Consider the following 20266-nt stretch of genomic DNA (forward strand, 5'->3'; position numbering starts at 1 on the left):
GTGGAGCACAACAATAATGAAGTCGCCTCTACGTTTTGCCCTGAACCGCATGGTCGCCCCCAGCCTTTCCCTGCCGGACTTTATCCAGCTGGCGGTGACCCTGAAATGCGACGCCATCGAGATCCGCAACGACCTCAAGGGCATCGAGATTGAAGACGGCACCCCTGCCAGCCGCGTGCGCGAATTGTGCGCGGTGCATGGCATCACGGTGCTGTCGATCAACGCGCTGTACCCCTTCGATGTGTGGAATGACGAACGCCGCGCCCAGGCCATCAAGCTGGCGGCCTATGCCCGCGAATGCGGCGCGCAGGCGTTGGTGATGTGCCCGTTGAACGACCGCGCCGACTCGCGCAACGAAGCCCAGCGCTCGGCCGGTTTGCGCACCGCCTTGAGTGAACTGGCGCCGATCCTGCGGGAATACAGGATTCTCGGTTTTGTCGAACCCCTGGGGTTTGAAGAATGCTCCCTGCGCCGCAAACGCGTGGCCGTGGATGCGATCAAGTCTGTCGGCGGCCTGGATGTGTTCCGCGTGGTGCATGACACCTTCCACCACCATTTGGCCAGTGAACATGAGTTCTTCCCCGAGCTGACCGGGCTGGTGCATATCTCCGGCGTGGAAGATGCCGACGCACCGCTGAGCTCGATCCGCGACGGCCACCGCGTGCTGGTGGGCGAGGCTGACATCCTGGGCAATGCCGCGCAGATCGACACGCTGCTCAGCACCGGCTACAGCGGCCACCTGTCGTTCGAACCGTTCGCCGAAAGCGTGCACGGCCTGGCCGATATCAAGCAGGCATTGGGGGCGAGCATCGCCCACCTGCAGAAACGATAAGGAGCACCCCATGACCACAACCCGATTGACCATGGCCCAGGCCCTGGTGAAGTTTCTGGATAACCAGTACATCGAAGTCGATGGTGTGCAGAGCAAGTTTGTCGCCGGCATCTTCACGATTTTTGGCCACGGCAATGTGCTGGGCCTGGGCCAGGCCCTGGAGCAGGACAGCGGCGACCTGGTGGTGCATCAGGGCCGCAACGAACAGGGCATGGCCCACGCGGCGATTGGTTTTGCCAAGCAGCATTTGCGCCGCAAGATCTACGCGTGCTCCTCCTCGGTGGGGCCGGGTGCGGCGAATATGTTGACCGCCGCGGCGACCGCGACCGCCAACCGGATTCCGTTGCTGCTGTTGCCCGGTGATGTCTACGCCAGTCGCCAGCCCGATCCGGTACTGCAACAAATCGAACAGTTCCACGACTTGAGCATCAGCACCAACGACGCGTTTCGTGCGGTCAGCAAATACTGGGACCGCATCAACCGCCCGGAACAGCTGATGACGGCGGCGATTCACGCCATGCGCGTGCTCACCGACCCGGCGGAAACCGGCGCCGTGACCCTGGCCCTGCCGCAGGATGTACAGGGCGAAGCCTGGGATTACCCGGATTACTTCCTGCAAAAACGCGTGCACCGTATCGACCGTCGCCCGGCGACCGAAGCGATGCTGGGGGATGCCGTGGCGGCGTTCAAGGGCAAGCGCAAACCGCTGATCGTGTGTGGCGGCGGGGTCAAATACTCCGGGGCGAATGCCGCGCTGCAAGCCTTTGCCGAACGCTTCGACATTCCTTTCGCGGAAACCCAGGCGGGCAAGAGTGCGGTGGTTTCAAGCCATCCACTGAACCTCGGCGGTCTTGGTGAAACCGGCTGCCTGGCGGCGAACCTGCTGGCACCCGAGGCGGATCTGATCATTGGTATCGGCACGCGCTATACCGATTTCACCACGTCGTCGAAGTCACTGTTCAAGCATCCTGAGGTGCAGTTTCTCAACCTGAATATCAGCCCGTGCGATGCACTGAAACTCGATGGCGTGCAGTTGCTGGCGGATGCCAAGGTTGGCCTGGAAGCACTGGCTGAAGCCTTGGGCGACTACCGTTCCAGCTGGGGGGATCAGCCACGGGATGCCAAGGCGCAATTGGACGTCGAAGTCGACCGGATCTACCAGGCGGAATACCAGACTGAAAACTTCGTCCCTGAAATCAACGACCACATGGACCCGGCGGTGCTGCGTGAGTTTATCGAGCTGACCGGCTCCTGCCTGACCCAGAGCCGCGTACTCGGTGTGCTCAACGAAGCCCTGGCCGACGACGCAATCATCGTCGCCGCCGCCGGCAGCCTGCCCGGTGACTTGCAGCGCAGCTGGCGCAGCAAGGGCGTCAACACCTACCACGTCGAATACGGTTATTCGTGCATGGGCTATGAGGTCAACGCCGCGTTGGGCGTGAAGCTGGCCGAGCCCGAGCGCGAGGTGTACGCACTGGTGGGCGACGGCTCGTACATGATGCTGCACTCGGAGCTGGCCACCTCGATCCAGGAGCGGCGCAAGATCAACGTGGTGCTGCTGGACAACATGACCTTCGGCTGCATCAACAATTTGCAGATGGAACACGGCATGGACAGCTTCGGCACCGAGTTCCGCTTCCGCAACCCCGAGACCGGCAAGCTCGACGGCGGTTTTGTGCCGGTGGACTTCGCCATGAGTGCGGCGGCCTATGGTTGCAAGACCTACAAGGTCAACACCGTGGAGCAGTTGCAGGCGGCGCTGGCCGATGCGCGCACGCAAACCGTGTCGACGCTGATTGATGTCAAGGTCCTGCCGAAAACCATGATCCACAAATACCTGTCGTGGTGGCGCGTCGGTGTGGCGCAGGTGTCCACCAGCGCGCGCACCGATGCGGTGGCCAAACAACTCAATGAACGCCTGGCCAAGGCCCGGCAGTACTAATAACAAGAGGAGTGTTTTCATGTCTTTGAAGTTGGGTGTTATCGGTACTGGCGCCATCGGCCAGGATCACATTCGTCGCTGCAGCCAGACCTTGCTCAACAGCCAGGTGGTGGCCGTGACCGACATCAACCTTGAGCAGGCGGCCAAGGTCGTCGCTGACCTGAAACTCACCGCCGAGGTGTACCCGGACGGCCACGCGCTGATCAATTCGCCGCAGGTCGAGGCGATCCTGGTGACCTCATGGGGCCCGAGCCACGAAGAATTTGTGTTGGCGGCGATTGCGGCCGGCAAACCCGTGTTCTGCGAGAAGCCGCTGGCGGTGACTGCCGAAGGCTGCCGCAAGATCGTCGAGGCCGAAGTGGCCCACGGCAAGCGCCTGGTGCAGGTGGGTTTCATGCGTCCGTATGACCAAGGCTATCGCGCCTTGAAAGCCGTGATCGACAGCGGCCAGATCGGCGAGCCGCTGATGCTGCACTGTGCCCACCGCAACCCGAGGGTGGGTGAGAACTACAAGACCGACATGGCGATCACCGACACCCTGATCCACGAGCTGGATGTGTTGCGCTGGTTGCTGGCCGATGACTACGTGTCGGTGCAGGTGGTGTTCCCGCGTAAATCGAGCAAGGCGCTGGCGCACTTGCGTGACCCGCAGATCGTGCTGCTGGAAACCGCCAAGGGTACGCGCATCGATGTGGAAGTGTTTGTGAACTGCCAGTACGGCTACGACATCCAGTGCGAAGTGGTGGGGGAGACCGGTATTGCGAAATTGCCGGAGCCGTCCCAGGTGCAGATGCGCAGCGGGGCCAAGTTGTCGAATGCGATCCTGATGGATTGGAAAGACCGGTTCATCGCGGCGTATGACGTTGAGCTGCAGGCGTTTATCGACGGTGTAAGGGCAGGGCAAGTGGGGGGGCCGTCGGCGTGGGATGGTTTTGCAGCGGCGGTGGCGGCGGATGCGTGTATTGAGGCGCAGAACAGTGGGCAGATTGTGAAAGTGGGCCTGCCACCCCGTCCGCATTTCTACGGCTAATCACAACCCTCACTGATGTAACGCAGTCAGTGTGGGAGCGGGCTTGCTCGCGAATGCGGCCTTTCAGTCAACATTTGCATCGACTGATCCACCGCATTCGCGAGCAAGCCCGCTCCCACATTTGACCGAGTTCCTACCTCAAATTCGGGAGATCTCAAGCATGCGCATCGCATTAGACCCCTACATGTACCGCCACCTGCCCCTCGGCCAAATGGTCGACAAGGCCGCCGAGCTCGGCTACCAGCACATCGAACTCTCGCCCCGGGAAGACTTCCTGCCGTTCTACAAGGCCCCCCGGGTCGACCGCGCGCGCATCAAGGAATTTCGCAAGGCCCTGAGCGACGCCGGCGTGCAACTCTCATCCCTGCTGCCCATGTACCACTGGGCCGCCGCCGACGAAGGCCTGCGGGTTGCCGCCGTGCGCAACTGGAAGCGCGCGATCCAGATCGCCGTGGAAATGGACTGCGAGCTGGTCAACACCGAATTCACCGGCCAGTCCGACAACCCGCTGGTGTGCGAGAACCAGTTCATGCGCTCCATGGACGAGCTGATGCCGGAGTTCGAGCGCGAAGGCATCAAGCTGGATATCCAGGCGCATCCGTACGACTTCTGCGAGCGCAACAACGAGTCGGTGGACATCATTCGCGGCCTCGACCGCGACTGGATCAACTACCTCTACGCCGCGCCGCACACCTTCTTCTATGACGACGGCAAGGGCGATATCGCCTCGATGCTCAAGTACGCAGGCTCCAAGCTCAGCCACTTGATCATTGCCGACACTTACAACCACCGCGCTTCGTCCAACCTGCGCTACATCGTCAACCCGCCGGGCGTCACCGCCACCGTGCACCAGCACCTGGACATCGGCCAGGGCGAGGTGAACTGGGAGGCGTTTTTCGGCACTCTGCGGGAAATCAAGTTCGACGGCATTGCCACGGTGTCGGTGTTTGCCTGGGAAGACCGGCCGGATGAGTCCAACCGGATGATGCTGGAGCGGGTGACCCGCGAGTTGTGCTGTTAGACCGTTGTGGCTTGCCCTGTGGCGAGGGAGCTTGCTGCCCCGAAAAGCTTGCGACTGCTACGCAGTCGAGCGGGAGCAAGCTCCCTCGCCACAATTAACCAAGGAGTATTTGTATGCGAATCGGACTGGTTGGATACGGCAAAGGCGGCCGTGTATTTCATGCACCCCTGATAGCCAGCCTGCCGGGGGCGACCTTTGTCGGCGTGGTGACACGGTCACCCGAACGTCGCCAGCAACTGGCGACGGATCACCCCGGAGTGAAGGCCTTCGACAGTATCGGGCAGATCACCGAGGCCGGTGTCGACGTGCTGGTGATCTCCACCACCCTCAAGGGCCGTCCGGCCCTGGTGCTGGAGGCCATTGAGCACGGTGTGGCGGTGGTCAGCGACAAACCCTTTGCCAGCAATGCCGAACAGGCCCAGGCCTTGATCACCGCCGCCGAGCGCCAGGGCGTGCTGCTCAGCGTCTACCAGAACCGGCGCTGGGATTCGGACTTCCTGACCCTGCGCAAGCTGATCGACGCCGGAGCCCTAGGCTCCGTCACCCGCTTTGAATCCCGGGTGGAGCGCTACAACCCGGGCTCGGTGGGCAATGCCAGCGGCGGCGGCTTCCTGCGGGACCTGGGCAGCCACCTGGTGGACCAGGCCATGCAACTGTTCGGCCCGGTGGACCGGGTCTTCGCGCAGTTGCACTACACCGCCGATGAGCCGAACGTAGACCACGGCTTCTTTGTATCGCTGACCCACGCCAACGGGGTGATTTCACACCTGTGGGGCAGCGCCCTGCAAAACAGCCAGGCCCCGCGGTTTCGGGTGAATGGTACGGCCGGTTGCTACACCATCGAAGGGCTGGACGGCCAGGAAGAGGCGCTGCTGGCCGGCAAGACCCCGAAAACCGAAGGCGAGCACTGGGGCGCTGAAGAACATCGACGCTGGGGCTGGTTCGAGCAGGGGCCGGATCGTGAGCGGGTGCCGTCGGAAAAGGGCCGTTGGAATCAGTTCTACAGTCAGCTGCAAAGCGCGGTGGAAGGCCACGGCGAGTTGCCGGTGAACGTCCTGGATGCGCTGGCAACCACCCGCGTACTGGATGCCGCGCGCCTGAGTTCAGAGCGCCAGCAGGTAGTGGAAATGGCGGCTATGGAGCCTCATGGATGAAAAATAGAATAAAATTCTAAAACAGGTTGATATGGAAATTATTTTCCAATAAAGTCATTCCAGGTTGCATAAAGTACGTTCGGACTCGATTCGGGCGACTCGACAAAAACAAGATCAAAACAACCAGGTACCGTCAGATGAAAATCTTCAACGCTGTACTGCGAGTTTTACGTCCTGCCCTCCAGCCACGCGGTCTGCCCCGCGCCCGGCCGTTTTACTTTTCCCTCCTGAATGTCCTGTGCGTCGAAAGCAAGGGTTCCCTGGTGTGCTGCATTCCGGGGGCGCCGATCGTTCGACTGCCGACCGCTTCGCTCTGAAAAACGCAACGTCCACAAAACCAACAAGAAATTGGAGACAGACCGTTCATGAAGACCCCGATCCGTTTTACCGCGCTGGCCCTGTCCATGATGCTCGCCAGTGGTTTCGCCACGGCGGCCGATATCAAGGTGGGCGTGAGCATGTCGGCGTTCGATGACACCTTCCTGACTTACCTGCGTGAAGACATGGACAAGCAAGCCAAGTCCTACCCCAAGGGTGACGGCGTGCAGCTGCAGTTCGAAGACGCCCGCGCCGACGTGGTCAAGCAACTGAGCCAGGTCGAGAACTTTATCAGCCAGAAAGTCGACGCCATCATCGTCAACCCGGTCGACACGGCGTCTACCGCCAATATCAGTAAAGCGGCCCTCGCAGCGGGCATTCCGCTGGTGTACGTCAACCGTCGTCCCGACCAGACGGATCTGCCCAAAGGCATCGTGGCCGTGACCTCCAATGACGTCGAGGCGGGTCGCCTGCAAATGCAGTACATCGCCGAAAAGCTCGGCGGCAAGGGCAAGATCGTGATCCTGCTGGGTGACCTGGCGAACAACTCCACCACCAACCGCACCAAGGGGGTGAAGGAAGTCCTGGCCAAATACCCAGGCATCACCATCGAGCAGGAACAGACCGGCATCTGGCTGCGTGACAAGGGCATGACCCTGGTCAACGACTGGCTGACCCAAGGCCGTGAATTCAACGCGGTGCTGGCCAACAACGACGAGATGGCCATCGGTGCGTCCATGGCGTTGAAGTCGGCGGGCACCAAGCCGGGCACCGTGTTGATCGCCGGGGTGGATGGCACACCGGACGGTTTGAACGCGATTACCAAGGGCGACATGGCCGCGTCGGCGTTCCAGGACGCCAATGGCCAGGCCGTGGGTTCGGTGGAAGCGGCGCGCAAGATGGCCAGGCACGAGCCGGTCGAGCAGAACGTGGTGATCCCGTTCAAGCTGATCACCCCGGACAACGTCAAAGACTTCAAGTAGCCCTTAATAACAACAATAAACCGGCAGGGCAGCCACGGCGGCCCTGCTGACGGAGTACCCGATATGTTTGCTCAAGCGACTGCTTCCCAGCCTCCCGGTATCCAGCCCTTGGTACTGGAAGAACCCTATCTGCTGGAGATCTCCAACATCAGCAAAGGCTTTCCCGGCGTCGTGGCCCTGGCCGATGTGCAGCTGCGGGTGCGCCCCGGCTCGGTGCTGGCGCTGATGGGCGAGAACGGTGCGGGCAAGTCGACACTGATGAAGATCATCGCCGGCATCTATCAGCCCGACGCCGGTGAAATCCGCTTGCGTGGCAAGCCGATCAAATTCGAAACACCGCTGGCGGCGCAGAAGGCCGGGATCGCGATGATCCACCAGGAACTTAACCTGATGCCGCACATGAGCATCGCCGAGAACATCTGGATCGGTCGCGAACAGCTCAACGGCCTGCACATGGTCAACCATCGGGAAATGCACCGCTGCACCGCCGAATTACTGGCGCGGCTGCGGATCAACCTCGACCCGGAGGAACACGTCGGCAACCTGAGCATTGCCGAGCGGCAGATGGTCGAGATTGCCAAGGCGGTGTCCTATGACTCCGACATCCTGATCATGGATGAACCGACCTCCGCCATTACCGACAAGGAAGTGGCCCACCTGTTCTCGATCATTGCCGACCTCAAGTCCCAGGGCAAAGGCATCATCTACATCACCCATAAAATGAACGAAGTATTCGCCATCGCCGATGAAGTCGCGGTGTTCCGCGATGGCGCCTATATCGGCCTGCAGCGGGCCGACAGCATGGACAGCGACAGCCTGATCTCGATGATGGTGGGACGTGAGCTGAGCCAGCTGTTCCCGGTGCGCGACAAGCCCATCGGCAATCTGCTGCTGTCGGTGCGCGACCTGCGCCTGGATGGGGTATTCCAGGGCGTGTCGTTCGACCTGCATGCCGGGGAAATTCTCGGTATCGCCGGGCTGATGGGCTCCGGGCGGACCAATGTGGCCGAAACCATTTTCGGCATCACCCCAAGCTCCGGCGGCGAGATCCAGTTGGACGGCAAGACCGTGCGCATCACCGACCCGCATATGGCCATCGAGAAGGGCTTCGCGCTGCTGACCGAAGACCGCAAGCTCAGCGGCCTGTTCCCCTGCCTATCGGTACTGGAAAACATGGAGATGGCTGTGCTGCCGCATTACTCCGGCAATGGCTTTATCCAGCAAAAAGCCCTGCGTGCCCTGTGCGAAGACATGTGCACCAAGCTGCGGGTGAAAACCCCGTCGCTGGAGCAATGCATCGACACCTTGTCCGGTGGCAACCAGCAAAAAGCCCTGTTGGCCCGCTGGCTGATGACCAACCCACGGCTGCTGATCCTCGACGAACCCACTCGCGGTATCGACGTGGGCGCCAAGGCCGAGATCTACCGGCTGATTTCCTACCTGGCCAGCGAAGGCATGGCGGTGATCATGATTTCCTCGGAGCTGCCCGAGGTGCTGGGCATGAGCGACCGGGTGATGGTGATGCACGAAGGCGACCTGATGGGCACCCTGGACCGCGCGGATGCGACCCAGGAAAAAGTCATGCAACTGGCTTCCGGTATGACGGCGGTCCACTAACGAACAGACGGCGCCGGCCCGTTGTGGCCGGCGCAACGCGATAAAAAAGGTGAGTGGTTATGAACGCGATACTGGAAAGCAAACCCGAGGAAAAGAAGCCCGCTGCGGCGCCGGTCAAGCACCGTCGACGCATGCCCACCGAGCTGAGCATCCTGCTGGTGCTGATTGGCATCGGCCTGGTGTTTGAGTTGTTCGGCTGGATCGTGCGCGACCAGAGCTTCCTGATGAACTCCCAGCGCCTTGTATTGATGATCCTGCAAGTTTCGATCATCGGCCTGCTGGCGATTGGCGTGACCCAGGTGATCATCACCACCGGTATCGATTTGTCCTCGGGCTCGGTGCTGGCGTTGTCGGCGATGATCGCCGCCAGCCTGGCGCAGACTTCCGACTTTTCCCGTGCGGTGTTTCCGTCATTGACTGACCTGCCGGTGTGGATACCGGTGGCGATGGGCCTGGGCGTGGGGCTGCTGGCGGGGGCGATCAACGGCAGTATCATTGCGGTCACCGGGATTCCACCGTTTATTGCGACCCTCGGCATGATGGTCTCGGCCCGTGGCCTGGCGCGTTACTACACCGAAGGCCAGCCGGTGAGCATGCTCTCGGACTCCTACACGGCCATCGGCCACGGCGCGATGCCGGTGGTGATCTTCCTGGTGGTGGCGGTGATCTTCCATATCGCCCTGCGCTACACCAAGTACGGCAAGTACACCTACGCCATCGGCGGCAACATGCAGGCGGCGCGCACCTCGGGCATCAACGTCAAGCGCCACCTGATCATCGTCTACAGCATCGCCGGCCTGCTGGCAGGCCTGGCCGGTGTAGTGGCGTCGGCACGGGCAGCCACCGGGCAGGCGGGGATGGGCATGTCCTATGAGCTGGACGCGATTGCCGCTGCGGTGATCGGCGGTACCAGCCTGGCGGGCGGGGTAGGGCGCATCACCGGCACCGTGATCGGCGCGTTGATTCTCGGCGTGATGGCCAGCGGGTTTACCTTCGTCGGCGTGGATGCGTACATCCAAGACATCATCAAGGGCCTGATCATCGTGGTGGCGGTGGTGATCGACCAATATCGCAACAAGCGCAAACTCAAGCGCTGACACGGTCCTCAAGGCCGCATCGGTCAAAATGTGGGAGCGGGCTTGCTCGCGAAGACGGTGTATCAGTTAAACATTCAGTGACTGACACACTGCCTTCGCGAGCAAGCCCGCTCCCACATTTAACCGTTTGTCTTCTATATAGCTCCACAACACTGAATTTCTTGCTATAAACGCACTCCGATGACCATTCGCCGAGCCCGTCCTGGTGCCTTTGCGGGTTATCTTGGAAAAAATGCCTGTCATTTCAGTTGCTGAGCCCTCAAGTCGGCCTTAGACTGCCGCCCCTCGTAAATTGAGTGCCGGGTGGCGCTTGAAATGGACGGCGCCTTTCCGAGACCTGCAGAGGTCGGCCGGAACGCTCCCTTATTCGCCTTAATGCACGTATTTTTTATAGAGAAATCAATGACAAAGGAAAAGTTGCTGGCCATGCCGGCGGATGACTACATGAATGCCGAGCAGCACGCTTTTTTCGAGAAGTTGTTGCAGGACATGAAAGTGGAACACCACGAGCGCATCGAGCAGAACCGCATCGCCATTGAAAGCCTGGACACCCCGGCAGACCCGGCCGACGCTGCTTCTGTCGAAGAAGAGCGCACCTGGCTGGTGAACGCCATCGACCGCGACCAGCGCATGCTGCCGCAACTTGAGCAGGCCCTGGGCCGTATCAAGGAAGACTCCTTCGGCTGGTGCGATGACAGCGGCGAGCCTATCGGCCTCAAGCGCCTGCTGATCAGCCCGACCACCAAGTACTGCATCGAAGCGCAAGAGCGCCACGAGCAAATCGACAAGCACCAGCGTCAAGCCTGATGCCCCCCGTGTAGGAGCGAGCTTGCTCGCGAAGGTCGTTCACGATAACGCGGGAAACCTGATACCCAACGGTGCTCTCAGGTTCTTCGCGAGCAAGCTCGCTCCTACATAGATTTCGCCCGTATTACCGCTGTCTATTGATCTGCTGCAAGCCCCCCACTAAAGGCCCATGGATAATGGCCACATAGTGGCGTCTAATGCAGTCACAATAACGACAAGCAGCGGGGTAACGAACATGGCTGGAGACGGATCTCTCATGGGCGCAGCAGTGTCACCACCCGTGGTGGCGCGACGGTTGCCCGGCTGGTTGACGCCGCTCCTGCAAAGTACCGCCCTGGTGCTGTTGCTGCTGGGCCTGGCGTTCGCCCAACTCTCGATTTACCTGTGCCTGCCGGTGGCCCTGCTGCTGATCTGGCTGCCCCGCCTGAAACATCGCACCCACAATGCCGCACCGGCCGAAGCCACCGATGCAATCGGCGAGCTGACCCGCGACCTGTCCTACACCACCAGCCATAACGCACTGTCTGCTGCCGGCGTGGCCTATTCGGTCAAGCAACTGGCGGCCAGGCTGCAATCTCAATTGGGCGCGGCGAAGCAGATCGTCAGCAGTGCCGAAGTGATGATCGGCACCGAGCAGGTCACCTCGCAACTGAGCCGTCAGGCCCTCGGCGCGGCCAGCCAGGCCCATCAGCGCAGTACCGAAGGGCGTGAGGTGCTGGCGCAGTCCATCACCCGCATGCACCAGCTCAGCCAGCGCGCCAACGACAGCCGCCAATTGATCGAGGCCTTGAGCCAGCGCAGCGAAGAAATCCAGCGCGTCACCCTGGTGATCCAGTCGATCGCCAGCCAGACCAACCTGCTGGCCTTGAACGCGGCGATTGAAGCGGCTCGGGCCGGTGAGCATGGGCGCGGGTTTGCGGTGGTCGCCGACGAGGTGCGTGGCCTGGCAGGGCGAACCGCCACGGCGACCGATGAAGTCGGGGTGATGGTGGCGGATATCCAGCAGCGTACCGCCCAGGTGGTGGAGCAGATCCGGCAATTGTCGGCCGATCTGCAATCCGGTGTAGAGCAGGTGGAGCACGCCGGCGAGCAACTGGACAGCATTGCCAGCCTGGCAGCTGATGTCGAAGGCCAGGTCAATGAAATCGCCCAGGGCACCGACACCAACCGCGCCCAACTCGACAGCCTGTTCCATGCGGTGGAGCAGATGCGCAGCGATTTGACCGTCAGCGACCAGCAGACCCAACAGTTGGCTGCCGCCGCCGTACAAATGGAAGGCCAGGCCGAAACCATCAGTGAACGCCTCGCCGAGGTCGGCCTGGATGACTACCACCAGCGCATCTATGACCTGGCACGCGAAGGCGCGAGCCGCATTGCCGCGCAGTTTGAAGCCGACGTCCTGCAAAACCGCATCAGCCTCGATGACCTGTTCGACCGCAGCTATACCGCCATTCCCAACACGCGGCCAAGCAAGTACCACACGCGTTTTGACGGCTACACCGACCAGGTGCTGCCGGCCATCCAGGAAGCCCTGTTGCCCCGGCATGAGGGCCTGGTATTCGCCATCGCCTGCACGCCACAGGGTTATGTGCCGACCCACAACAAGGCGTTCTCCCAAGCGTTGACCGGCGATGCCCAAGTGGACGCGGTACAAAATCGTACCAAGCGCAAGTTTGAAGACCGCACGGGAATCCGCTGCGGCAGCCACCAGCAGGCGGTGTTGTTGCAGACCTACACCCGCGATACCGGGGAGTTGATGCACGACTTGTCCGTGCCGATCACGGTCAATGGCCGGCATTGGGGCGGCTTGCGCCTGGGCTACAGGCCTGAGGGCCGCTGACCCACGAGGGCGATTGTTGCAGGTAATGCAAGGGAGCTATTCCGGGGATAGCTTTTTCCAACTGGAAGAAAACCGTAGCATGGCGAACATTGTTAGCCAGCTAACTAATTTTCCGGAGGCGCTCCATGCAAACCAAAGTCGATGTGGCTGTGATGATTGGCAGTGGCGTACCGCCCACCCTGCGTGCGCTGGGGCAAAAGGCCTGTTGGGTAGTGTTGCTCAATGGCGAGCAGCGCGGCACGGCGTTCGCCAGTCGCGATGAGGCTGAAGAGTGCAGGGCTGCCTGGGAGGCGCTGTTGCACCTGGAGCAGTCAGACAGCCTGCATTGAAGGCTCAGGGTTGCTGGTGCAGGCGCTGGTTCAGTTCGTCGACCGCGATCGCCCAGACTGCGTCTTCACGCAGTTCATCCTTAAGGAATTGGGCTTGTTGCGGTGACCAGAAATCCGCGTCAATCAGCTTTACGTCATTGGGCAGGGTGTGTTTGCCGATAAAATCGTCAATCCCTTCGGGTGACGAATCTTCTCCAAGTTGTTCAAACAGGTCTTCGAGGGTGTAGGTCTGCGCTTCCATATCGTTCTCCATGCGGGCTGATCATCGTATGCATGGGAGGGTTGTTGCGGGACAGAGTTCGATCGGATTGTCGCGCCGGGTAATCAGGAGGTCAGCGCGCCGGAATCAACGGCGGCCTTAAGGGCTTTTGCGGCTTCCTTGGCAGCCGTGTTGGCAGCGTCTACGGTTTTGAACCAGCGGTCCTTTTCTACCTGGTGAGTCGTCACGGTGGTCAGGGGAGCCTTGGCCCGCATCACAATCACGGCCTGGAACTCACCGTCTACTTCCCTGGCTTCGCCATGGATGAAAAATTCGCCAATATCAAATTCCGTCACGTATAGCCTTCCCTTGGAGGTAATTGCGCTGATGAAACCTGAACCGCAAGGGCACAAATCTCAATGGACGGACCAGTATGGCAGTTGTTACGCGCTGGCGGCGCAGTAAAGTCAACCAGATGACGAAACGCCAGCCGCGCCTCAGCCGTGTGGCGCTTGCAGGATGGCTTCCAGCTGTCGGGCCAGTTCGCAGGCCTGGCTATGGCCGCTGCGAAAACCTTTGATCCGCCCACTGGGCACTTCAAGGATATGGAAAAAGTTTCTCCCGGCGGGGACTACCCGATAGAGCGCCGAATGCAGGCAACTGTCGTGGGTGTATAGGGAGTAGAATTCCCCGTCATCGATAAAAGATGAACCTGTATTCGAAGGTGTGGCAATCGGTTGAGGTCGTTGCATAATCAGCTCCTGTCGATCGACATTGCGTACCCGCTTGCAGTATTTCGAGTGGTTTTGACCTGTGTTGCTGTTTTAGTATTGTCGTCAGTGTCCGGCGTCCGGTTCCATCCAAAGCATTAGTTTCTGTGTTGGATGTCGGAAACTGCATTTTTTAAAGGGTTATTGTCTGAAGTGGGTCGGCCAGTATTCTCTGGTCGTTAAACCTGTGATTTCCTGCAACGCCTGGCGACCTGCGTAAGGTGCGTCGGGCACGCCTGTACTAGTCTCATGGCCTGGCAGCGTGATCTTCTTCAGTTTTTATCAGTGGATTTGTTGTGTGATCGTGCCGTTTCCGGCCGTTTTTTTGTGCTGCCCGCTTGGGCGGACAGCACCCTTTTGATGTGGGGGCGTTTCCTTGGCAGTCAGTAATCTGGATATGCACGCGTTATTCGTGCTGGGTGATTTGCGCGCAAAGTTGGTCAAGCAGTTTCAATCCCGTTTCGTCTACGTCACTGAGCAGACACCTGAAGGTATCTATATCGCCGAGATCGATACTGAAGCTGCGCTGGTGGTAGACGACAAACCGCGCCTGGAACTCAAGGTCGGTGATCATTTCCGGGCCGCTGTGTTGCCCAGCCGCGAAGGCGGCAAGTTCGAACTGAAGTTTCGCGATATCAAGTTGACGGTGTATGGCCTGGGCGATTACGCCTTTGTGTCCTCGGCCGAAGGCCAGGGCATTGTGTTCAAGGAAGGCCACAGCGTGATGCTGGTGTTTGCCGCCAATGAGCAATTGGTAGAAGGCCTGACCAAGACCCTGAAGGCCGTCACCGGCAAGGCCGCCAAATGGCGCAAGGGTGAACTCGTGACCTTCAAGGCCAGCGAGTAATGAGCCAGGGTAGGGCGCAGTTCCACGAGCAGCACCTGCTCGATGCCCAAGCCACGGCGGCTCAATTGTTTGCCCGCAAGGCCGAGTTACAGGGCGCCTGGTTGAGCTGGGTCGCCGGCCAACTGTATGAACTCAAGCCCGCCGAATTCGCCAGCATGGTGCGCCGCGAGTTGCAGCGGCTGAACAATCCTGCGTAAAAACCGGCAACCTGCCATGTTCCCCGGAACCTCTACTACAGTTGAGTTGACTTAAGTATTCAGAGGCTTCGCGGTGTTACAGCAAAGCCATTCGCGATTGCTGTAAGGCATGAGGTGCAAAGCATGAAAGGAATTCGAGCACTGTTGGCAGCCTCACTGACGACCCTGAGTCTGTCGGTGGCGTCGCTGCCGGTATCAGCGGCCCAGGCGCCGATTCATTTTGCCGACCTGAACTGGGAAAGCGGCAGCCTGATCACCGAGGTGCTGCGGGTGATTGTCGAAAAGGGCTATGACTTGCCCACCGACACCTTGCCCGGCACCACCATCACCCTGGAAACCGCCCTGGCGAAAAACGACATCCAGGTGATCGGCGAAGAGTGGGCCGGCCGCAGCCCGGTGTGGGTCAAGGCCGAGGCCGAAGGCAAAGTGGTGGGCCTTGGGGATATCGTCAAGGGCGCCACTGAAGGCTGGTGGGTGCCGGAGTACGTGGTCAAGGGCGACCCGGCCAAAGGCATCAAGCCCCTCGCGCCGGACCTGCGCAGCGTGAAGGATCTGGCGCGCTACAAGGACGTGTTCAAGGACCCGGAAGCACCGAGCAAGGGCCGTTTCCTCAACAGCCCGATTGGCTGGACCTCGGAAGTGGTCAACAAGCAAAAGCTCAAGGCCTACGGGCTTGACGACAGCTATGTGAATTTCCGCAGTGGTTCGGGTGCTGCGCTGGATGCCGAGATTGCTTCCTCGATCCGCCGGGGCAAGCCGGTGCTGTTCTATTACTGGTCGCCTACACCGTTGATGGGGCGCTACAAGCTGATCCAACTGGAAGAGCCGCCATTTGATGCCGAGGCGTGGAAGACGCTGACCGATGCAGACAATCCTGACCCGAAACCTACACGTTCCCTGGCCTCCAAGCTGAGCATCGGTGTGTCCACGCCGTTCCAGAAGGAGCATCCGCAGATCGCCGAGTTCTTTGCCAAGGTCGACTTTCCGATCGAGCCGCTGAACAAGGCGCTGGCCGAAATGAGCGAGAAGCACAGCCAGCCGCGAGAGGTCGCCCAGGCATTTCTCAAGGATCATCCGGAAGTCTGGAAGGCGTGGCTGACTGAGGATGTGGCGCAGAAGGTCGAAGCCAGCCTGAAGTAACACCGATATAACAGCCCGATTGCGATCAAAAATGTGGGAGCGGGCTTGCTCGCGAAAGCGGTTTTTCAGCCAACATTTGTATTGACTGACTCACCGCTTTCGCGAGCAAGCCCGCTCCCACACTGACCTCATTCTTGCCTTGAAACTTGCTGGGCTTTAGAACTTCGTCTGCACCGCCAGCTCAAACGTCCTCGGCGACCCCAGGTAATACGCCGGCGACACATGGGCAAACTCGGCGTACACCTCATTGGTCAGGTTGCGCACCCGGCCCGTCACGGAGGTGTGTTGATCCACCTTGTAAGTCAAAAACGTCCCGAACAAGGTATAGGCCGGCACCGTCAGGGTGTTGGCGTTATCGGCGTACACCGACGCCACATACCGCGCATCCACACCTCCTTGCCAATCCTCCGCAAAGTCATAGGTCAGCCACAGATTACCCACCTGCCTGGGCACATTGGTCGGCGTATTGCCCTTGCGCGACACCACGGCACCGCTGGCGGTTTTCTCGTTGAAGTCCTCGTATTCGGCATCGACCCAGGCGTAGTTGCCCTCCAGCAATAGCTTGGGCGTGACCCGCAACGAACTGGCCAGCTCGATACCCTTGGACGTCTGCGCGCCCACCGGAATGCTATTGGTCGGGTCCAGCGGGTCGGTGACGGCGAAGTCCTTGCGCTCGATCCGGTAGGCGGCCACCGTGGCGGAGCCGCGACCGTCCATGTAATCGAACTTGCTGCCCACTTCCCATTGCTTGCCGGTGGACACATCGAACACCTGGGTGGTGCTGCTCGGCTGTTCGGCAGCGGTGCTGTATTGCACGTAGACATTGGCTTGCGGGATGAACTGATACGTCAGGCCAATCCGCCCGGTCACCGGCTCCCAACTGCGTTTGACATGCCGCGGATTGCTGGCGGTGATATCCCGGTGGTTGGTGACTTCGAGGTCAATCGCGTCGTAGCGCAGGCCGGTGAGCAACGACAACTTGTCGGTCAGGCCCAGGCGGTTCTCAAGGAACAATGCCTTGGTGGTGACGGCGTTGGTCTTGTCCGGATCGAAGCCGGGCTTGGTGCCCGGGATGTCATAGAAATGCCCGGGATCATAGTTGTTCGGGTCCACCGTACTGTTGCCTGCCACATTCAACGGATTGTTGGTGGTGCTGTTGACCCTGTACTCGAAGCCGCCCGACCACGTGGTGCTCAAGCCGAAGAACGTGTTGTCATGGCGCAGCTCGAACTGGTTGCCGTTCTGCTCGCCCTGGTGCCGCACCTGATAAGCCGTCGAGCGATTCACTGCACTGTTGTCAGCGTTGTACTGGTAGGTTTCCAGGTTGCGATAGTCGCGCTGGCTGTCGAGGTGATAGAGGGTATTTTTCAGCGTGGTGCTGTCATTGATCCGGTAGTCGATGATCGAGCGCACCCAGATCGTGCGTTGCTCATAACGACCGTCGGCCACGTTGTAGTTGTTGAAGCGGTTGTGTTTGTCGATCTTCAACTCGCCCGACTTCGGGTTGAGCACCGGTGTGCCCCAGTAGGGGCTGTCCTCGTGTTCGTCCTGATATTCCAGGGCCAGGGTGTGGGACAGGTTCGGGGTGAAATCACTCAGCAGGGAAAACGCCACGCTCCAGGCATCGCGCTGTTGGCGATCGATATAGGTGTGGTTGGTGTTGCGGCTTACGTCCAGGCGCGCGTAATGCTGGACCTCGGCGCCCGGCTCGGTCAGGGCGTGGTTCAGGCCGAAGGCCATTCCGGCAGTGTCGTAGCTGCCATAGGTGAGCTGACCTTCGGCGGCCTGTTCCTCACGGGTGGCCAGCTTGGTCACGTAGTTCAGCGAACCACCGACGGAGCCGGCGCCGTTGATCAGCGAGGAGGGCCCGCCCACCAGTTCGATCCGGTCATAAATCCACGCATCCACGGGGCGAGCCAGGCCGCCGGACACCGCGACGCCATTGAACATCTGGGTAATCTGGCTGCTGGTAAACCCTCGATAGGAAATGAAACCGCCAAACCCCGGCGGCGCGCTGGCGTTGACCCCGGGCAGGGTATTGGCCGCGTCCTGGAAGGTCTTGGCGCCTCGGCGCTCGATGTCATTGCGGTTGGCAATGCTGATGGACGCCGGGGTTTCCCGCACGCTCAGCCCCAGGCGCGAGGCCATGCCACTGGACTGATCCAGGGCCAGGCCGGCATCACCGGTTTGCTCGCCATCAATGGTGGTCGGTGCCAGCTCAATCGCCCAGGTGCTGACAGGCAGGCAGCCGAACAGGCCCGCCAAAAGGGGTAAATGTTTCATGGTTGAATCCTGAAAAACTTGGCTTGAAAACAACCCAGTGCCGTCCGCACTCCCGGGGGAGGCAGCCGCGTGGGCCAATCAGAAAAGCGCAGGTATCAGGCGAAGGCGGGCGGGGCGCGCGGATTAGCCGCAGGCCAGGTGAAGCGGGCAGGGATGTCGGCACTGGCAACGATGGCGGGCGGCGGCGCATGGGGTTGCGGAAGCACCGCCACATTGAGGCTGGAGTTGAGCGCCGGGCCCATGCCGCCGGTGGAGCACAGCGGGCAACCGAAGGCTTTCGAGAGCGTGGGCAGGGATTCATCGGTGGACTTGTAAGGCACCGGCGCCTGGGTGCGCGGGTCCACCGTACAGAACTGGCCGCCGATGCCATTGAGCTGCATCCCGACCATTTGCCCGTGGCCGATGCTGCAGGCGAACACATTGAACAGGACGCAGCAGTAGAGCATCCAGGCAATGAGCGAGCGGTCGGTACGGGCGAGTTTCATGGGGCGGCACTTTACCATCAGCCGCCGACGAATTGCCTGCAAAAAATCTCAAGAGGGCTATCCTCTCTCGGACTTTTCCAAGGATATCCAGCCATGAGCTTTTTAGTCGCGCGATGGATCGTCGGGGTTTTTGGCTTTATCAGCCTGGTGCATTTGTACTGGGCGGCCGGCGGCAAATTGGGTGTGACGGCGGCTATTCCGCAGCTGCCGGGTGAATTCGCCAGCGGGCCGCGACCGGCGTTCAAGCCGTCGGCACTGGGAACGTTGCTGGTGGGTGTGGGGTTGGTGGCGATTGCGGTGCTGGTGTGTTTGCGGGCCGGGCTGTATTTCGAGCCGGTGTCCAACCATGCGTTGCAGTGGGGGATTAGTGCAGTAGCACTGGTGATGTTTGCCCGGGCGATTGGGGATTCAGAGCTGGTGGGTTTTTTCAAGAAGGTCGGCGGGTCGCGGTTTGCGCGGCTGGATACATTTTTTTACTCGCCGCTGTGTTTGGTGTTGGGGGCGGGGTTGTTGGTGGTGGCGTGGAGTTGAGGGGAACGTTTGCCGCAGTAGAGTGAGGGCTGCGTTGTATAAACTACATTCCCGCCTGATGATACGACGTCAGGTGGCCCACAGAAATCAAAGGCTTAGGAAGTAGTTCGTAGGGTATAGGTTAGGTGATCCGTCCGGGCTGCAAAATTTTGTTGTTACACCAGAGCTGGATTTTTTTGTTTCGAATCTGTACTCAAATAAGTCGATGGCATTTTTTGCCCGATCTGGATATTAAAATATTTAATTTCTCGGTTTTAAATTCTCATTGTGTTACATGCGCAATGGCTAAATTTTTTTGAGCGTTGGTTTAAGTAAGGTAATCGGTATTTTTATCTGTTTGTTGGAATGTCAGTGAAAGCTCACGTCAATTCTTTCTACTTCCAATCTGATAAGTTGTTCGTTTAATTCTGGATGCTCGTAGTGCAAGTCTTGATCGTCAAGTGGCGTAAACGTGTGAAAAGTCTCGTTGCAAAGCCTTCCAGACAGAAAATAAGCATAGCCATGGCCTGTTTTTTCAACCAGACAATCGACTGTGTCGACCCTGATGACTTCGTAGTCGTCGGATAGATTTATTGTCAGATCTGCATCATAGGTTTTTCCTACTTCGATCTCATAAGGGCAAAAGCTGACGAAGCAATTCAATATGGTGCCGTCGATGAGCAACGTCGCATCCTCTTCAACGTGCTCGCTGAGCGCCACCACCTGTGTTTTTTTGTGATTATTCGATGTGAAGCCTGATGGTTTTTCAGTGAGATCGCCATTTATCGTCCTCCAAAAAACGTTTCCGCTTTTGGTGTGTAGTATTGTTTTTTGGTCACGGCAAGTAGTCGCAGCAAAGAAACAG

General features: G+C 59.8%; 21 protein-coding genes. 15 read left to right on the forward strand and 6 right to left on the reverse strand.

Translation table 11 applies throughout. The features are described from left to right. Positions 1 to 16: 16 nt before the first annotated feature. The 11 genes from HX814_RS01425 to HX814_RS01475 all read left to right on the forward strand — a co-directional run bounded on the left by HX814_RS01425 (position 17) and on the right by HX814_RS01475 (position 12970). Positions 17 to 832 carry a TIM barrel protein gene (locus tag HX814_RS01425; RefSeq protein WP_177008222.1) on the forward strand — a complete coding sequence of 272 codons (816 nt, stop codon included), beginning with the start codon at positions 17 to 19 and terminating at the stop codon, positions 830 to 832. 10 nt (positions 833 to 842) lie between these two features. Next, positions 843 to 2774: a 3D-(3,5/4)-trihydroxycyclohexane-1,2-dione acylhydrolase (decyclizing) gene (iolD, locus tag HX814_RS01430; RefSeq protein WP_177008221.1), complete on the forward strand. Its 1932-nt coding sequence runs from the start codon at positions 843 to 845 to the stop codon at positions 2772 to 2774. Between the two features lie 19 nt (positions 2775 to 2793). Beyond that, on the forward strand, positions 2794 to 3804 hold the full coding sequence (locus tag HX814_RS01435) for a Gfo/Idh/MocA family protein (protein ID WP_008437157.1): 1011 nt from the start codon (positions 2794 to 2796) through the stop codon (positions 3802 to 3804). A 160-nt stretch (positions 3805 to 3964) separates the two neighbouring features. Then, positions 3965 to 4825, forward strand: coding sequence for a sugar phosphate isomerase/epimerase family protein (locus tag HX814_RS01440; protein WP_003214697.1), 861 nt, complete (start codon positions 3965 to 3967; stop codon positions 4823 to 4825). Positions 4826 to 4938: 113 nt separating this feature from the next. Next, on the forward strand, positions 4939 to 5979 hold the full coding sequence (locus HX814_RS01445) for a Gfo/Idh/MocA family oxidoreductase (RefSeq protein WP_087694123.1): 1041 nt from the start codon (positions 4939 to 4941) through the stop codon (positions 5977 to 5979). A gap of 365 nt (positions 5980 to 6344) precedes the next feature. After that, positions 6345 to 7280 (forward strand): sugar ABC transporter substrate-binding protein, encoded by a 936-nt coding sequence (locus HX814_RS01450; protein ID WP_003214701.1) that lies wholly within the window; start codon positions 6345 to 6347, stop codon positions 7278 to 7280. A gap of 63 nt (positions 7281 to 7343) precedes the next feature. Next, entirely contained in the window at positions 7344 to 8897 is a 1554-nt protein-coding gene (locus tag HX814_RS01455; RefSeq protein ID WP_008437161.1) for a sugar ABC transporter ATP-binding protein, read from the forward strand. 59 nt (positions 8898 to 8956) lie between these two features. Beyond that, complete coding sequence (locus HX814_RS01460; protein WP_003214704.1) at positions 8957 to 9994, forward strand: ABC transporter permease; 1038 nt, start codon at positions 8957 to 8959, stop codon at positions 9992 to 9994. Positions 9995 to 10396: 402 nt separating this feature from the next. Further along, positions 10397 to 10801: a TraR/DksA C4-type zinc finger protein gene (locus HX814_RS01465; RefSeq protein ID WP_003214706.1), complete on the forward strand. Its 405-nt coding sequence runs from the start codon at positions 10397 to 10399 to the stop codon at positions 10799 to 10801. Between the two features lie 619 nt (positions 10802 to 11420). Continuing rightward, positions 11421 to 12641 (forward strand): methyl-accepting chemotaxis protein, encoded by a 1221-nt coding sequence (locus HX814_RS01470; protein ID WP_371318514.1) that lies wholly within the window; start codon positions 11421 to 11423, stop codon positions 12639 to 12641. A gap of 125 nt (positions 12642 to 12766) precedes the next feature. Next, positions 12767 to 12970, forward strand: a complete 204-nt coding sequence (locus tag HX814_RS01475; RefSeq protein ID WP_003214710.1) for a hypothetical protein — start codon at positions 12767 to 12769, stop codon at positions 12968 to 12970. Between the two features lie 4 nt (positions 12971 to 12974). On the opposite strand, the gene HX814_RS01480 is transcribed toward HX814_RS01475, so the two are convergent. The 3 genes from HX814_RS01480 to HX814_RS01490 all read right to left on the reverse strand — a co-directional run bounded on the left by HX814_RS01480 (position 12975) and on the right by HX814_RS01490 (position 13921). Next, on the reverse strand, positions 12975 to 13211 hold the full coding sequence (locus tag HX814_RS01480) for a DUF2789 domain-containing protein (RefSeq protein WP_003214711.1): 237 nt from the start codon (positions 13209 to 13211) through the stop codon (positions 12975 to 12977). 83 nt (positions 13212 to 13294) lie between these two features. Continuing rightward, positions 13295 to 13525 carry a hypothetical protein gene (locus tag HX814_RS01485; RefSeq protein ID WP_003214713.1) on the reverse strand — a complete coding sequence of 77 codons (231 nt, stop codon included), beginning with the start codon at positions 13523 to 13525 and terminating at the stop codon, positions 13295 to 13297. 141 nt (positions 13526 to 13666) lie between these two features. Then, positions 13667 to 13921, reverse strand: coding sequence for a hypothetical protein (locus HX814_RS01490; protein ID WP_177008200.1), 255 nt, complete (start codon positions 13919 to 13921; stop codon positions 13667 to 13669). 415 nt (positions 13922 to 14336) lie between these two features. On the opposite strand from HX814_RS01490, the gene HX814_RS01495 reads away from it, so the two are divergent. The 3 genes from HX814_RS01495 (at position 14337) to HX814_RS01505 (ending at position 16123) form a co-directional block, all read left to right on the forward strand. Continuing rightward, a complete protein-coding gene (locus HX814_RS01495; protein ID WP_003214715.1) occupies positions 14337 to 14786 on the forward strand; it encodes a hypothetical protein in 450 nt (149 codons plus the stop codon). Continuing rightward, positions 14786 to 14983: a hypothetical protein gene (locus tag HX814_RS01500; RefSeq protein WP_008437165.1), complete on the forward strand. Its 198-nt coding sequence runs from the start codon at positions 14786 to 14788 to the stop codon at positions 14981 to 14983. The genes HX814_RS01495 and HX814_RS01500 overlap by 1 nt, the downstream gene beginning before the upstream one ends. A 123-nt stretch (positions 14984 to 15106) precedes the next feature. Beyond that, positions 15107 to 16123 (forward strand): ABC transporter substrate-binding protein, encoded by a 1017-nt coding sequence (locus HX814_RS01505; protein ID WP_008437166.1) that lies wholly within the window; start codon positions 15107 to 15109, stop codon positions 16121 to 16123. A 156-nt stretch (positions 16124 to 16279) separates the two neighbouring features. On the opposite strand, the gene HX814_RS01510 is transcribed toward HX814_RS01505, so the two are convergent. Both HX814_RS01510 and HX814_RS01515 read right to left on the reverse strand, forming a co-directional pair. Further along, positions 16280 to 18406 (reverse strand): TonB-dependent siderophore receptor, encoded by a 2127-nt coding sequence (locus HX814_RS01510; protein ID WP_177008219.1) that lies wholly within the window; start codon positions 18404 to 18406, stop codon positions 16280 to 16282. A 95-nt stretch (positions 18407 to 18501) separates the two neighbouring features. Continuing rightward, positions 18502 to 18891 (reverse strand): DUF2946 domain-containing protein, encoded by a 390-nt coding sequence (locus HX814_RS01515; protein ID WP_177008218.1) that lies wholly within the window; start codon positions 18889 to 18891, stop codon positions 18502 to 18504. 93 nt (positions 18892 to 18984) lie between these two features. On the opposite strand from HX814_RS01515, the gene HX814_RS01520 reads away from it, so the two are divergent. After that, the gene (locus tag HX814_RS01520) at positions 18985 to 19422 is read left to right on the forward strand and encodes a DUF3995 domain-containing protein (RefSeq protein ID WP_003214721.1); all 438 of its coding nucleotides are present in this window, start codon (positions 18985 to 18987) and stop codon (positions 19420 to 19422) included. A gap of 348 nt (positions 19423 to 19770) precedes the next feature. Here HX814_RS01520 and HX814_RS01525 read toward each other — a convergent pair whose 3' ends face one another. Then, positions 19771 to 20121, reverse strand: coding sequence for a hypothetical protein (locus HX814_RS01525; RefSeq protein ID WP_177008217.1), 351 nt, complete (start codon positions 20119 to 20121; stop codon positions 19771 to 19773). Positions 20122 to 20266: the final 145 nt, after the last annotated feature.

Source organism: Pseudomonas sp. C8002 (genome assembly GCF_013385765.1).
Taxonomy (GTDB): Bacteria; Pseudomonadota; Gammaproteobacteria; order Pseudomonadales; family Pseudomonadaceae; genus Aquipseudomonas.